The following is a 14,272-nucleotide window of genomic DNA, read 5'->3' on the forward strand; positions in this document are numbered from 1 at the left end:
GAGGGCGGATCCACCGGACGCTCCCTAGACCGCCACCGTCCTCACCCGGTGCGCGGGGTCGCGGACCTCGCCCACCAGCATCTCCAGGACGTCCTCCAGGGCGACCAGGCCGAGCACCCGGCCCGAGCCGTCGGCGACCTGCGCCAGATGCGTCGCGGCGCGGCGCATCACGGTGAGGGCGTCGTCGAGGGGAAGTTCGGCGCGGAGCGTCGCCATCGGCCGCCACAGCCGCTGGGGCACCGCCCGCTCCCGTTCCTCCAGGTCGAGGACGTCCTTCACGTGGACGAAGCCCATGAAGGTGGCGCCCGCCCCGGACCGGACCGGGAAGCGCGAGTACCCGGTGCGCACGGTCAGCTCCTCGATCTCGCGCGGGGTGACCGTCGGCGGGACCGTGACCAGGGAGGCCGGGCCGATGAGAACGTCCGTCACCGGGCGGGTGCCCAGTTCGAGGGCGTCCTCCAGGCGCTCCTGCTCGGCCGGGTCGAGCAGCCCCGCCTGGCCGGCGTCCTCGACGAGCCGGCCGAGCTGGGCGCGGGTGAAGACCGCCTCCACCTCGTCCTTGGGCTCGACGTCGAAGGCCCGCAGGACCAGCCGGGCACAGGCGCCGAGCGCGGCCGTCACGGGCCGGCAGAGCCGGGCGAAGCCGACCAGGCCGGGGGCGAGCCAGAGCGCGGTCCGCTCGGGCGCGGCCATCGCCAGGTTCTTCGGGACCATCTCGCCGATGACGAGGTGGAGGAAGACGACCGCGGCGAGGGCGATGACATAGCCGAGCGGGTGGATGAGCCCCTCCGGGACCCCGACCGTGTGGAAGACGGGTTCGAGGAGACGGGCCACGGTCGGCTCGGCGACGGCGCCGAGCGTCAGCGAGCAGACGGTGATGCCGAACTGGGCGGCCGCCATCATCTGCGGCAGGTTCTCCAGACCGTGCAGGACCTGCTTGGCACGGGCGCCGCCGAGCGGTTCGATCTGACTGCGGCGGACGGAGACGAGCGCGAACTCGGCCCCGACGAAGAAGCCGTTGGCCAGGACGAGGAGGACGGCGAAGAGCAGCGGAAGGGTGCTCATCGGACCGCCTCCGCCGCCACGGGAACGGGCACGTCCGGGTGGCCGGAAACCGGATCCGGCGCCGGGTCCGTCCGGACGATCTTTACGCGCTCGGCGCGGTAACGGTCGACCTGGTGCACCGAGAGCCGCCAGCCGGGAAGTTCGGCCCGGTCGCCGGGGGCGGGGATGCGTCCGAGGAGATCGGCGACGAGCCCGGCGACGGTCTCGTACGGCCCGTCGGGCACGTCGAGGCCTATCCGGCGCAGGGTGTGGACCCGGCAGGAGCCGTCGGCCTCCCAGGCGGGCCGGCCGTCCTCGGCGGGGGCGGCGGCCAGTTCGGGCCGTCCGTCGGCCACCGTGTCGTGCTCGTCGCGGACCTCGCCGACGAGTTCCTCGACGATGTCCTCCAGGGTGACGACACCGGCCGTGCCGCCGTACTCGTCGACGACCACCGCGATCGGCTGCTCCCGGCGCAGCCGCTCCAGAAGGGTCTGGGCGGGCAGCGTCTCGGGCACGAGGAGCGGGGGAACGGCGATCCGGCCGACGGGGGTGCGCAGCCGGGCGTGCGGGGCGACGGCGAGCGCGTCCTTGAGGTGGACCATGCCGACGATCTCGTCGATGCGGTCGCGGTAGACGGGGAAGCGCGAGAGGCCGGTGGCCCGCGTGAGGTTGAGGACGTCGGCCGCGGTGGCGTCCCATTGGAGGGCGCTCACCTTCACGCGCGGGGTCATGACCTGCTCGGCGGTGAGGCCGCCGAGGGACAGCGTCCGTACGAAGAGGTCGGCGGTGTCCTGTTCGAGGGCGCCGGCCAGGGCGGAGTGCCGGGCCAGGGAGACCAGTTCGCCGGGGGTGCGGACCGAGTCCAGCTCCTCGGTGGGCTCGACGCCCAGGAGCCGCACCAGCCGGTTCGCGACCCGGTTGAGCAGGGAGATCACCGGCCGGAAGAGGCTGGAGAAGTGGCGCTGCGGGGTGGCCACGAAGCGGGCCACCTGGAGCGGCCGGGAGACCGCCCAGTTCTTCGGTACGAGCTCGCCGACCACCATCTGGACGGCGGAGGCGAGCAGCATCCCGATCACCACCGAGATACCGGAGACGGCCCCGGCGGGCAGTCCCGTCGCGGTGAGCGGTCCGTGCAGCAGTCCGGCGAGCGCGGGCTCGGCGAGCATGCCGACGACGAGGGAGGTGATCGTGATGCCCAGCTGGGTGCCGGAGAGCTGGAAGGACAGCTCGCGCAGGGCGGTGACGACGGTGCGGGCGCGCCGGTCGCCGGCGGCCGCGGCCCGCTCGGCCTCGGCGCGCTCGACGGTCACGAGACCGAACTCGGCGGCCACGAAGAAGCCGTTGGCGAGGATCAGGACGAAGGCCGCGACGAGCAGCAGAAGGGAGATGATCATGCCGCCGCCTCCTGGGAGGGGGCGGCGCAGGTACTACCGGATGATCCGTCCATTGCTGGAGGGAGTCACTCCTCGGGTCGAAGGGTGGCCTCGCGGGCCGCGACCGCGGCCCTGCACACGCGAGGCGGTGGTGCCGCTCGGCACCACCGCCTCCAGAGTAGTCACGCGAAGGCCCCGAGGGGCAGGGGGTCGGCCCCGGATGGGGGATGGATCGGGGTCCACCCGGATCCCGGCCGGGGGTCGGGCCGCCCGCTCGTCAGGCCGTCTCGAAAGACCGCCCGCTCGTCAGGCGGCCTCGAAGGACCGCCCGCTCGTCAGGCCGTCTGCTCCGTGCCCGTGCCATGACTGTCCGCCAGGGCCCGCAGGGCGCGGGCGTCCCGGATCGCCGCTTCCTTGGCGATGCCCGGCTGGATGCCGAGCGCGGCCAGGCTGGTGCCGTCGCTCAGGTCGAGGAAGACCCAGGGGTCGCCGGGGCGCAGGTTGACCTTGAGGATCTCCGCCCAGGCAAGCCGCCGGGTCCGGGTGATGTTGACGACCGTGACGCCCTCGTCGTCGGCGACGACCTTGGGGCGGCTCAGCAGCACGAGAGCCCCGGAGATCAGCGCGGCGGTGAAGAAGAAGCTGGCCCGCTCCCCCGGACCGAGCCGCTCCAGCATCAGCGCGACGACGGCGATGACGACGAAGATCACGACACTCATCGTGATCAGGACGGCTCGGGTGCGCCCGGGACGGAAGGTGACCGGCAGGACCGGCGTCTGGGTGTGGGACATCGGGGTTCCTCGGGGCCTTCGGTGCGGGCGGTCCGTGCCGTCAGAGGCGGCAGGCGTGGATGGCGGTGGTGAGGATGGCGCGGGCACCGATCTCGTACAGGTCGTCCATGATCCGCTGCGCCTCCTTGGCGGGGACCATCGCGCGGACCGCGACCCAGCCCTCGTTGTGCAGCGGGGAGACGGTCGGCGACTCCAGGCCCGGGGTGAGGGCGACGGCCTGCTCCAGGTGCTCGGCGCGGCAGTCGTAGTCCATCATCACGTACGAGCGGGCGACGAGGACGCCCTGGAGGCGGCGCAGGAACTGCTGGACCTGCGGGTTGTCGTCCGCGGCGCCGTGGCGGCGGACCACGACGGCCTCGGAGGTCAGGATCGGCTCGCCGATGACCTCCAGACCGGCGTTGCGCAGGCTGGTGCCGGTCTCGACGACGTCCGCGATGACCTGGGCGACGCCCAGCTGGATCGCGGTCTCGACGGCGCCGTCCAGGTGCACGACGGAGGCGTCGATGCCCTGGTCGGCGAGGTGCTTGGCGACGATGCCCTCGTAGGAGGTGGCGATCGTCATGCCGCCGAAGTCCTCGGGACCGTTCGCGGTGCCCGGGCGGGTGGCGTACCGGAAGGTGGAGCGGCCGAAGTTCAGCGCGAGGATCTCCTCGGCGCTGGCGCCGGAGTCCAGGAGCAGGTCACGGCCGGTGATGCCGATGTCCAGCTTCCCGGAGGCGACGTAGATCGCGATGTCCTTCGGGCGCAGGTAGAAGAACTCGACCTCGTTGTCGGGGTCGATGACCACGAGCTCCTTGGACTCCTTGCGCTGGCGGTAGCCGGCCTCATGGAGCATTGCCGACGCAGGTCCGGAGAGGGAACCCTTGTTGGGAACGGCGATGCGCAGCATGGGGTGAGCTTCCTTTGCCTGGGAGTGGTGGGGAGTCCGGGTCGGTGGGTGCCCGGAGGGGTGTGCTCAGAGGTGGGCGTATACGTCGTCGAGCGAGATCCCGCGGGCGACCATCATCACCTGGACGTGGTACAGCAGCTGCGAGATCTCCTCGGCGGCCGCTTCCTTGCCCTCGTACTCGGCGGCCATCCAGACCTCGGCGGCCTCTTCGACGACCTTCTTGCCGATGGCATGGACGCCCTTGTCCACCAGTTCCGCGGTGCGGGAGGTGGCCGGGTCGCCGGTCTCGGCCTTGAGCTTGAGCTCGGCGAAGAGCTCTTCGAAGCTTTTACGGGTTCCGTTCGCCATGATGGTCCTAAGAGTACGGGGTAAGGGTCGCGTCATCAGCGCCAGGGTTCGCTCACCGTGCGCAGCGTGGTCGCGGTGGCGACGGCGGCGGTGACGGCCTCGTGGCCCTTGTCCTCGCTGGATCCTTCGAGGCCGGCCCGGTCGAGGGCCTGCTCCTCGGTGTCGACGGTGAGGACGCCGAATCCGACGGGTACGCCGGTGTCGATCGAGACCTGGGTGAGGCCGTGGGTGACGCCCTGGCACACGTACTCGAAGTGCGGCGTTCCGCCGCGGATGACGACGCCGAGCGCCACGATGGCATCGTAGCCGCGACCCGCGAGGACCTTCGCCACGACCGGGAGCTCGAAGCTGCCGGGGACCCGGAGGAGGGTCGGCTCGTCGATGCCGAGCTCGCTCAGGGCGCGCAGGGCGCCGTCGACGAGACCGTCCATGATCTTCTCGTGCCACTGGGCCGCGATGACCGCGACCCGCAGGTCGCCGCAGTTCTTCACGCTGAGGACGGGTGCGCCCTTGCCGCTCATGTCTCTCCTTGAACCGTACGAATGAAGGATTTACTGGTTGCCGCAGGTGGAGGCCGGGGAGCCGTCCAGCCAGGGCAGGTCGTGGCCCATCCGGTCACGCTTGGTGCGCAGGTAGCGGAGGTTGTGCTCGCCGGCCGTGACCGGCATGGGCTCGCGGCCCTCGACCGTGAGGCCGTGCCGGGTCAGGGCGTCGATCTTGTCGGGGTTGTTGGTCATCAGGCGCAGGCTCCGGACGCCGAGGTCGACGAGGATCTGGGCGCCGGCCGCGTAGTCGCGGGCGTCGGCGGGGAGCCCGAGTTCCAGGTTGGCGTCGAGGGTGTCGCGGCCGCGCTCCTGGAGCTCGTACGCGCGGAGCTTGGACAGCAGGCCGATGCCCCGGCCCTCGTGGCCCCGGAGGTAGACGACGACACCGCGGCCCGCCTCGGTGATGCGGTCCATGGAGGCCTGCAGCTGGGGGCCGCAGTCGCAGCGCAGCGAGTGGAAGATGTCGCCGGTCAGGCACTCGGAGTGGACCCGGACCAGGACGTCCTCGCCGTCGCCGATCTCGCCGTGGACGAGGGCGACGTGCTCGACGCCGTCCACGGTGGATCGGTAGCCGTACGCGGTGAAGTCGCCGTGCGCGGTGGGGAGCTGGACCTCGGCCTCGCGGCGGACGGTCGGCTCGGCCGAGCGCCGGTAGGCGATCAGGTCCTCGATGGAGATGATCGTGAGGCCGTGCTTGCGGGCGAAGGGGACCAGCTCGGGGAGGCGCAGCATGACGCCGTCCTCGCCGGCGATCTCGACGATCGCGCCGGCCGGCCGGAGGCCCGCGAGGCGGGCGAGGTCGACGGCGGCCTCGGTGTGGCCGTTGCGGGCGAGGACGCCGCCGGCCTTGGCGCGGAGCGGGAAGATGTGGCCCGGCCGCACGAAGTCCGAGGGCTCGTGGTTGCCGCCGGCGAGCATCCGCAGGGTGGTGGCGCGGTCGGCGGCGGAGATGCCGGTGGTGACGCCGTGGGCGGGGGCCGCGTCGACGGAGACCGTGAAGGCCGTGCGCATCGACTCGGTGTTGTGCTCGACCATCTGCGGGAGCTGGAGGCGCTCCAGCTCGTCGTTCTCCATCGGGGCGCAGATGAGGCCGCGGCACTCGCTCATCATGAAGGCGACGACCTCGGGGGTGGCCTTCTCGGCGGCGATGACGAGGTCGCCCTCGTTCTCGCGGTCCTCGTCGTCGACGACCACGACGGGGCGGCCGGCGGCGATGTCGCGGATGGCCTGTTCGACGGGGTCGAGGGCGAGGTCGGTGGCGTCCCAGAGGGGCAGTGCGTTCATGCCGCGGCTCCTTCCAGAGCGGAGGTCGTACGCGTCCGGAGCCACCAGTCGCGCATGCCCCAGATGACGAGGGCGAAGTAGATGACGTAGACCAGGCCGGAGAAGGCGAGGCCGCTGTTGAAGGCGAGCGGGACGCCGACGAGGTCGACGAGGAGCCAGGCGAACCAGAATTCGACCAGGCCACGGGCCTGGGCGATCATCGCGACGAGGGTGCCGACGAAGATGTACGCGTCGGCCCACGGGCTCCAGGAGAGCGACGGGTAGAGGGTGAAGAGGCCGCCGACGGCGAGGGTGCCGAGCACCGCGCCGGCGAGGAGCAGTCCGCGCTCCTTCCAGCTGGCGAAGCGGACGGCGATGGAGCCGTCCTGGGCCTGCTGCCTGCCCCGGTTCCACTGCCACCAGCCCCAGGCGGCGACGCCGATGACGAGGAGCTGCTTGCCGACGCCGCCGGAGAGGTGGGCGGAGGCGTAGGCGCCGACGAGGATCAGGCCGGAGAGCAGCTGGGCGGGCCAGGTGAGGATGGAGCGGCGCCAGCCGAGCGCGAGGGCTATGAGTCCGATCGTGTTGCCGATCATGTCGGACCACATGATGTGCTGGTCGAGGACGGTGAAGGCCTCGGAGTTCAGCCAGTTCACTTGACGGTCTCCCCCGCGTCGGGTCCGGCGTTGGGGCCGAGCAGCCGCTCGACGTACTTGGCGATGACGTCCACTTCGAGGTTGACCGGGTCGCCGGACTGCTTGATGCCGAGCGTGGTCAGGTCGAGGGTGGTGGGGATGAGGCTGATGGTGAACCAGTCGTCGGTGACCTCCACGACGGTGAGGCTGACGCCGTCGACCGTGATCGATCCCTTCTCGACGACGTACCGGGAGAGGTGGACGGGCAGGCCGACCTTGACGAGTTCCCAGTGCTCGGACGGGGTCCGCTCCAGGATCGTGCCGGTGCCGTCCACGTGGCCCTGGACGATGTGACCGCCGAGGCGGCCGCCGACAGCCATGGGCCGCTCCAGGTTGACGCGGGTGCCGACCTCCAGGGCGCCGAGGCTGGACCGCTTGAGGGTCTCGGCCATGACGTCGGCGGTGAACTCGCCGTCGCCGAACTCGACGACCGTGAGACAGACACCGTTGACGGCGATGGAGTCGCCGTGCTGGGCGCCCTCCGTGACCAGGGGACCGCGCAGCCGGAAGCGGGAGGCGTCCTGCAGCTGCTCGACGGCGACGACCTCGCCCAGTTCTTCGACGATTCCGGTGAACACGGTCAGGCTCCCTTGAGGGTGGCGGTGATCTGAGGGGTGGCGGTGATGCGGATGTCGGATCCGATGTGCGCGGTCTCGGTGATGTCGAGCCGCAACGCTTCGGTGATGGTGGTGATTCCGGCGTCGGCGAGGACGTTCGGGCCCGCGCCGAGGAGTACGGGGGCGAGGTAGCCGACGACCTGGTCGACGGCGCCCGCGGTGACGAAGGCGCCCGCGAGGGTGGGGCCGCCTTCGAGGAGGACGGAGCGGACGCCGCGCGCGTGGAGGGCGTCCAGGAGGGCGGGTACGGACAGGCCGTGCTCGGCCCTGGGGAGGCGTACGACGTCGGCGCCGCCGATCGAGGTCTCGGCGTCGTCGGCGATCGCGATGAGGGTCGGGGCCGCGTCGTCCAGGACCCGGGCGCCGGGCTTGACGGCGGTCGCCTCGGTGTCGACGACGACCCGGAGCGGCTGGACGGCGCCTTCGATGCCCCGTACAGCCAGGTGGGGGTCGTCCGCGCGGGCGGTGCCGGAGCCGACCACGACGGCGTCGGCCTCGGCGCGCAGCCGGTGGACGTCGGCGCGGGACTCGGCGGAGGTGATCCAGCGGGAGGTGCCGTCGGCGGCGGCGATCCGGCCGTCGAGGGTGGCGGCGTACTTCCAGCGGACGAAGGGGCGGCCCTGGCGTACGGAGGTGAGCCAGGCGATGTTGACCGCCTCGGCCTCGGCCTCCAGGAGGCCCTGCTCGACCTCCACGCCCGCGGCGCGCAGGGTGTCGGCACCGCCGGTGGCCTGCGGGTTCGGGTCGCCGACCGCGTACACGACCCGGCCGACCCCGGCCTCGATCAGGGCCTGGGCGCAGGGTCCGGTGCGGCCGGTGTGGTTGCAGGGTTCGAGGGTGACGTAGGCGGTGCCGCCGCGGGCGAGGACGCCTGCCTCGCGCAGGGCGTGGACCTCGGCGTGGGGGCCGCCGGCGCGCTGGTGGAAGCCTTCGCCGATCTGGTGGCCCGAGGCGTCGGTGATGACGCATCCGACGACCGGGTTGGGGCTGGTGGCGCCGAGACCGCGTGCGGCGAGCTCGACGGCGCGTCGCATGGCGGTGATGTCGGCCTGCTGGGCCACCGGGTCCTCCTGCCTCTTCGGGCACGGACTCCGGGGCCTGTCGATGACGACAGAGAGCGGAACGACACTTCGCGCAGGGTGCGCCGAGGCCGCGTCCTCCGGGTACGCCACATCGATGTCGATACGGCGACCAGCGGACGTACGGCCGGCACACCCCTGACAGGGGTCGCCCGCCGCGCACTGCCTCCCATCCGGACTTTCACCGTCGGTCCAGGAATTTCACCTGGTCAACCGGCCGCTGGCTGCGGACGGGTCGCGGACTATACCGCCGGTTCGGAATTACACCGACCCCGGAGTGCGCTGCTGCTGATACAGGGCCAGTGTGCCACGAGCCGCGCGAAGCGATGTGGCCGAGATCCTGTGGTCTGGCTCACAGACTCCCACAGAACTCTTCTATGGTCCAGACCTATTGACGCACTGGTCTAGTCCTCTTAATCTCCGTGTCACCTCCTAGGAACGGCCCGGCGGGGTGCGCACTCCACGGGCCCAACACGACCCACCCCCTTGTTCGTTGTGTTTTTCCACCTCCCCAGGAGGAACCGATCGTGTTGTCCCCCACCGCGAAAAGAGCCTCGCTGCTCTCCTCCGGCGCAGCCGTCGCCGGGCTGCTGCTCAGCTCGCTCTCCGGCGGCGTCTCGTACGCGGCCGACAACGAGTCCTGTCGCCCCGACGGGCTCTACAAGACCCCGGGCGTCGACGTCCCGTACTGCTCGGTCTACGACACCGAGGGCCGCGAGAAGATGGGCGCGGACCACCAGCGCCGGGTCATCGGCTACTTCACCGGCTGGCGCGACGGCAAGAACGGCCAGCCCGCGTACCTGGCCAAGGACATCCCGTGGGAGAAGATCACCCACATCAACTACGCCTTCGGCCACATCGGCGGGGACAACAAGCTCTCCGTCGGCGCGGACGGTCCGAACAACGCGGCCACCGGGATGACCTGGCCCGGTGTCGCCGGAGCCGAGATGGACCCCGCGTACGCCTACAAGGGCCACTTCAACCTGCTCAACAAGTTCAAGAAGCAGCACCCGAACGTGAAGACGCTCATCTCGGTCGGCGGCTGGGCCGAGACCGGCGGCTACTTCGCGGACAACGGTGACCGGGTCGACTCCGGCGGCTTCTACTCGATGGCCACCAACGCCGACGGTTCGGTCAACCAGGCCGGGATCGACACCTTCGCCGCCTCGGCCGTCGACTTCATCCGCAAGTACGGGTTCAACGGCGTCGACATCGACTACGAGTACCCGACGACCATGAAGGACGCCGGAAACCCGCTGGACTGGCAGCTCGCCAACGCGCGCCGCGCCGGACTCGTACAGGGCTACGCGGCCCTCATGAAGTCCCTGCGCGAAAAGCTGGACACGGCAGGCGCCACCGACGGCAAGCACTACATGCTGACCGTCGCCGCCCCCTCCTCCGGCTACCTGCTGCGGGGCATGGAGACCTTCCAGATGCAGAAGTATCTGGACTACGTCAACATCATGTCCTACGACCTGCACGGTGCCTGGAACGAGTACGTCGGACCCAACGCCTCCCTCTTCGACGACGGCAAGGACGGCGAGCTCGCCGCGGCCAACGTCTACGGCTCGGCGCAGTACGGCAACATCGGGTACCTCAACACCGACTGGGCGTACCACTACTTCCGCGGCTCGATGCCGGCCGGCCGGATCAACATCGGCCTGCCCTACTACACCCGCGGCCACAAGAACGTGCAGGGCGGCACCGACGGTCTGTGGGGCAAGGCCTCCGCGACCACCTGCCCGGCCGGAGCCGGTCTTACCAAGTGCGGTGACGGCGCCGTCGGCATCGACAACCTGTGGCACGACAAGGACACCAACGGTGTCGAGTCGCCCGCCGGCTCCAACCCGATGTGGCACGCCAAGAACCTCGAGAAGGGGATCGTCGGCGACTACGTCACGCAGTACGGCTTCCCGGCGAACACCACCCTGACCGGCACCTACGCCCGCAAGTACGACTCGACCCTGGTCGCGCCGTGGCTGTGGAACGCGCAGAAGAAGGTCTTCCTCTCCACCGAGGACGAGCAGTCGGTGGCCGCCAAGGCCGACTACGTGGTCAACAAGGGCATCGGCGGCACGATGGTCTGGGAGATGGCCGGCGACTACGCCTGGAACGCCACCAAGGGCCAGTACGAGATGGGCTCGACGCTCACCTCGCTGATGTACGACAAGTTCAAGGCGGCCACCCCGTACGGCGCGAAGAAGTCCAACGCGACCCTGCCGACCCAGGCCGTGAAGATCGACGCGCAGTTCACCGAGTTCAAGCTGGGCGACTCGAACTACCCGATCACCCCGAAGATCAAGATCACCAACAACACGGCGACGGCGCTCCCGGGCGGCACGGAGTTCCAGTTCGACTACGGGACCTCGGCCCCGGCCAACGCCTCCGACCAGTCGGGCTTCGGCACGAAGGTGATCAGCAGCGACCACACGGGCAGCAACGTGGGCGGCCTGAAGGGCGACTTCCACCGCGTCTCCCTGAAGCTCCCGGCCTGGCAGTCGCTGGCCCCGGGCGCCACGGTCGACCTGGCGTTCAACTACTACCTGCCGGTGTCCACCCCCTCCAACTGGACGGTGAACATCAACGGCACGACGTACGCCCTCGCCGGTGACCTGGCGCGCGGCACGACGGTGGTGGAGCCGGGCACGACGACCCCGCCGACCACCCCGCCGACCACGCCTCCCACCACCCCGCCCACGACCCCGCCGACCACTCCCCCGACCACGCCTCCGACGACGCCGCCCACCGGCTGTGGCACGGTCCCGGCGTACGTGGCCGGCAACATCTACAACGCGGGCAACGAGGTCTCCCACAACGGCCGCAAGTACAAGGCCCAGTGGTGGACCCAGAACGAGACGCCGGGCACGACCGGCGACTGGGGCGTCTGGAAGGACCTCGGTCCCTGCTGACCCCGTCCCACCCTGTGAGACCCCCGGCGGCGGAACTTCACGGCCCTTGCCGCCGCCGGGCTCCCTCCGCGCCGCGCCCCCCTGTCCGGGGCGCGGCGCGCTCCGCATGTGCGGACCGGCCGCGTTCCGCACGTGCGGAGGGCGGCCGGGACCGTCAGTCTTGAGACATGAGCACGATCCTGGTGACCGGTGGCACGGGAACCCTCGGCCGGCCCGTCTGCGAGCGGCTGCGCGCGGACGGCCACGAGGTACGGGTCCTCAGCAGACACTCCCCGCCGTACGCGGTCGACCTGCGGCAGGGCGGGCCGCTGCTCGACCGGGCGGTCGACGGGGCGGACGCCATCGTCCACTGCAGCAACATCATGCGCGGCGACAAGGACGCCGCCCGCATCCTCATCGAGGCCGCCCAGCGCGCCGGGGTGCCGCACCTCCTGTACATCTCGATCATCGGCGTCGACCGGGTGCCGCTCGGCTACTACCGCACCAAGTACGCGGTGGAGCGCATGATCCAGGGCTCGGGCATCGGCTGGACGCTGCTGCGCACCACCCAGTTCCACGACCTGATCCTCCAGCTGCTCCAGGGCCTCGCCAAGCCGCCCGTGATGCTGCTGCCCAAGGAGGTACGGGACCAGCCGCTGGAGGTCACGGAGGCGGCCGCGCGCCTCGCCGCGCTGGCCGCGGGACCGCCGGCGGGCCGGGTGGAGGACATGGGCGGCCCCGAGATCCGGACCTTCGTCGAGCTGGCCCACTCCTATCTGCGGGCGAGCGGACGCCGGCGCCGCCTCGTCGAGGTGCCGCTGCCGGGCGGGGCCTACCGTGGGCTGCGGCGCGGCGAGCACCTGGCACCGGACCGCGCGGTGGGCCGCGTGACGTTCGACGAGTTCCTGGCGCGGCGGTTCGGCGGACCGGAAGAGTCGGCGGGCGCATAGCGGCTCACCGGGCCGAACCCCTCTCCGTCATCGGAGTCGCCGGTTCCTTCGGGCCCGGAAGCGGCCGACAGCGGCCGGCAGGGCCATGGCGGGCACGGCCATGGTCGTGCCCGCCATGGTGCGGGCACGACACGGTGCGGGCACGACACGGTGCGGGCACGACACGGTGCGGGCACGACATTCGGGTGACGGCAGCCGCCCTCGGCGATCTTCAACGGGGTGTCGCGGACGGATCCGGACGGGGCTGGATAGCTTTTCCGCGTCAATGCCGCGATCGCGGTTCGACCGCGTTCGGCTTCTCGCTCCCGCCGCCGGCGCCGTGGAAATGCCGGCGCATGCTCGTCGAAAGGTTCTGCGCGATGACCATCATGTCCTCGACGGCGCGCTGTCTCGGATTGGCCATGCTGGTACTCGGACTGACCACACCGGCCGCGGCGACACCGGCGCCTCCCGAACTGGGACACGCGGGCCGCTGGCTCACCGACGACCAGGGCCGAGTGGTCACCGTGCACGGCGTGAACATGGTCTACAAGAAGCCGCCGTACTTCCCCGCGGCGGGAGGTTTCGGGGAGAAGGACGCGAAGTTCCTGGCAGACAACGGTTTCAACGCCGTGCGGCTGGGTTTCGCGTGGAAGGCGGTCGAGCCGCGGCCCGGCGTCTACGACGACGACTACATCGAGAAGATCAGGCAGACCCAGCGATTGCTGGCCCGGTACCACATCTACAGCCTCGTCGATTCCCATCAGGACGCGTTCAACGAATCGGTGGGCGCGAGTTGGAGCGGGTTCCCCGACTGGGCGACGTACGCCGACGGGTTCCCGGTGAAGCCGAATCCGGGCTTTCCGCTGGTCTACTTCACGAGCCCCGCGCAGAACCAGACGTGGGCGAACTTCTGGCGCGACCGCGCCGCGCCCGACGGCGTGGGGCTGCAGGAACACTATGCGGCCATGTGGGCGCACGTCGCAGAACGCTTCACGGACCAGCCGTACGTGCTGGGCTACGACCTGATCAACGAGCCGTGGCCCGGCTGGGAATACCCGACCTGCTTCCCGAAGGGCTGTCCCCGGTTCGAGACCGGCGTGCTCGCGCCGTTCGAGGCGAAAGTCATGAACGCCATCCGCCGAGTCGACCGGAACCACCTGCTGTTCTACGAGCCGTCCCTGACCAACGACTTCGGCACGCCGAACTGGATGCCGAATCCGACCGGCGATCCGAAGGCGGGGATGAGTTTTCACGACTACTGCCTCGGCCAGGTCGACACCTGTGTGACCAACGGACTGGAGCGCTCCGCCACCGAGGGCGTCGTCGGGGTGGTGACCGAATTCGGCGCGACCACGAATGCCGCGAAGCTGACCGCTCTCACCGATCGGTTCGACGCCAACATGGCTTCCTGGATGTTCTGGTCCCAGCCCCAGGATCAGACGCCCAGCCATCCCCAGGAGCCACCGACCGGTCCCAATCTGATGGACCCGTCGATCGTCCGGCCCTATCCACGTGCCGTCGCGGGTACCCCGCAGCAGTGGCAGTACGACAGCACGACCGGGACGTTCACCCTCCGGTACAGCGCCCGCCGCGCCGATTCCGGTCAGCCGTTCGCCCGGGGAGCCCGCACCGAGGTATTCCTGCCGCAGAGCAGTTACCCCGGTGGCTACCGGGTCGAAAGCCAGGGCGCCGACGTCGTGTCGTCACCCGATGCCCGGCTGCTGCAGCTCACCACCCGTCCGGGACAGGACACCGTGCAGGTGACCGTGACGCGACGGTGATCGGCGCCTGAGGCGACTGAGCACCCG

13 protein-coding genes and 1 riboswitch are annotated in these 14,272 nt (G+C 70.7%); of the genes, 3 read left to right on the forward strand and 10 right to left on the reverse strand.

The annotated features are described in order from the left end of the window. Positions 1-24: 24 nt before the first annotated feature. The 10 genes from OG462_RS09930 to ribD all read right to left on the reverse strand — a co-directional run bounded on the left by OG462_RS09930 (position 25) and on the right by ribD (position 8,626). Entirely contained in the window at positions 25-1,065 is a 1,041-nt protein-coding gene (locus tag OG462_RS09930; protein WP_406056496.1) for a hemolysin family protein, read from the reverse strand. After that, entirely contained in the window at positions 1,062-2,438 is a 1,377-nt protein-coding gene (locus tag OG462_RS09935; RefSeq protein WP_406056498.1) for a hemolysin family protein, read from the reverse strand. Before OG462_RS09935 ends, OG462_RS09930 begins: the two co-directional genes overlap by 4 nt. 314 nt (positions 2,439-2,752) lie before the next feature. Then, complete coding sequence (locus OG462_RS09940; RefSeq protein ID WP_406056500.1) at positions 2,753-3,208, reverse strand: PH domain-containing protein; 456 nt, start codon at positions 3,206-3,208, stop codon at positions 2,753-2,755. 40 nt (positions 3,209-3,248) lie between these two features. After that, entirely contained in the window at positions 3,249-4,097 is an 849-nt protein-coding gene (gene hisG / locus OG462_RS09945) for an ATP phosphoribosyltransferase (RefSeq protein ID WP_406056502.1), read from the reverse strand. Between the two features lie 66 nt (positions 4,098-4,163). Further along, complete coding sequence (locus OG462_RS09950; protein WP_055644610.1) at positions 4,164-4,445, reverse strand: phosphoribosyl-ATP diphosphatase; 282 nt, start codon at positions 4,443-4,445, stop codon at positions 4,164-4,166. A 35-nt stretch (positions 4,446-4,480) separates the two neighbouring features. After that, a complete protein-coding gene (gene ribH, locus OG462_RS09955; protein WP_125665105.1) occupies positions 4,481-4,966 on the reverse strand; it encodes a 6,7-dimethyl-8-ribityllumazine synthase in 486 nt (161 codons plus the stop codon). Between the two features lie 30 nt (positions 4,967-4,996). Then, complete coding sequence (locus tag OG462_RS09960; RefSeq protein WP_406056505.1) at positions 4,997-6,274, reverse strand: bifunctional 3,4-dihydroxy-2-butanone-4-phosphate synthase/GTP cyclohydrolase II; 1,278 nt, start codon at positions 6,272-6,274, stop codon at positions 4,997-4,999. Beyond that, on the reverse strand, positions 6,271-6,861 hold the full coding sequence (locus OG462_RS09965; protein WP_406066452.1) for a nicotinamide riboside transporter PnuC: 591 nt from the start codon (positions 6,859-6,861) through the stop codon (positions 6,271-6,273). Before OG462_RS09965 ends, OG462_RS09960 begins: the two co-directional genes overlap by 4 nt. Positions 6,862-6,905: 44 nt before the next feature. Continuing rightward, a complete protein-coding gene (locus OG462_RS09970) occupies positions 6,906-7,526 on the reverse strand; it encodes a riboflavin synthase (RefSeq protein ID WP_406056507.1) in 621 nt (206 codons plus the stop codon). A 2-nt stretch (positions 7,527-7,528) separates the two neighbouring features. Further along, positions 7,529-8,626: a bifunctional diaminohydroxyphosphoribosylaminopyrimidine deaminase/5-amino-6-(5-phosphoribosylamino)uracil reductase RibD gene (gene ribD, locus OG462_RS09975; protein WP_406056509.1), complete on the reverse strand. Its 1,098-nt coding sequence runs from the start codon at positions 8,624-8,626 to the stop codon at positions 7,529-7,531. Between the two features lie 173 nt (positions 8,627-8,799). Then, a riboswitch (FMN riboswitch) is annotated at positions 8,800-8,929 on the reverse strand. A 242-nt stretch (positions 8,930-9,171) separates the two neighbouring features. Between ribD and OG462_RS09980 the strand changes: the two genes are divergently transcribed. The 3 genes from OG462_RS09980 to OG462_RS09990 all read left to right on the forward strand — a co-directional run bounded on the left by OG462_RS09980 (position 9,172) and on the right by OG462_RS09990 (position 14,245). Further along, on the forward strand, positions 9,172-11,553 hold the full coding sequence (locus OG462_RS09980; RefSeq protein ID WP_406056511.1) for a chitinase C-terminal domain-containing protein: 2,382 nt from the start codon (positions 9,172-9,174) through the stop codon (positions 11,551-11,553). A 167-nt stretch (positions 11,554-11,720) separates the two neighbouring features. Next, positions 11,721-12,482, forward strand: coding sequence for an SDR family oxidoreductase (locus tag OG462_RS09985; protein WP_406056513.1), 762 nt, complete (start codon positions 11,721-11,723; stop codon positions 12,480-12,482). A 359-nt stretch (positions 12,483-12,841) separates the two neighbouring features. Next, complete coding sequence (locus OG462_RS09990) at positions 12,842-14,245, forward strand: cellulase family glycosylhydrolase (RefSeq protein WP_406056515.1); 1,404 nt, start codon at positions 12,842-12,844, stop codon at positions 14,243-14,245. Positions 14,246-14,272: the final 27 nt, after the last annotated feature.

The sequence above is a fragment of the Streptomyces sp. NBC_01077 genome, from assembly GCF_045162855.1.
GTDB lineage: Bacteria > Actinomycetota > Actinomycetes > Streptomycetales > Streptomycetaceae > Streptomyces.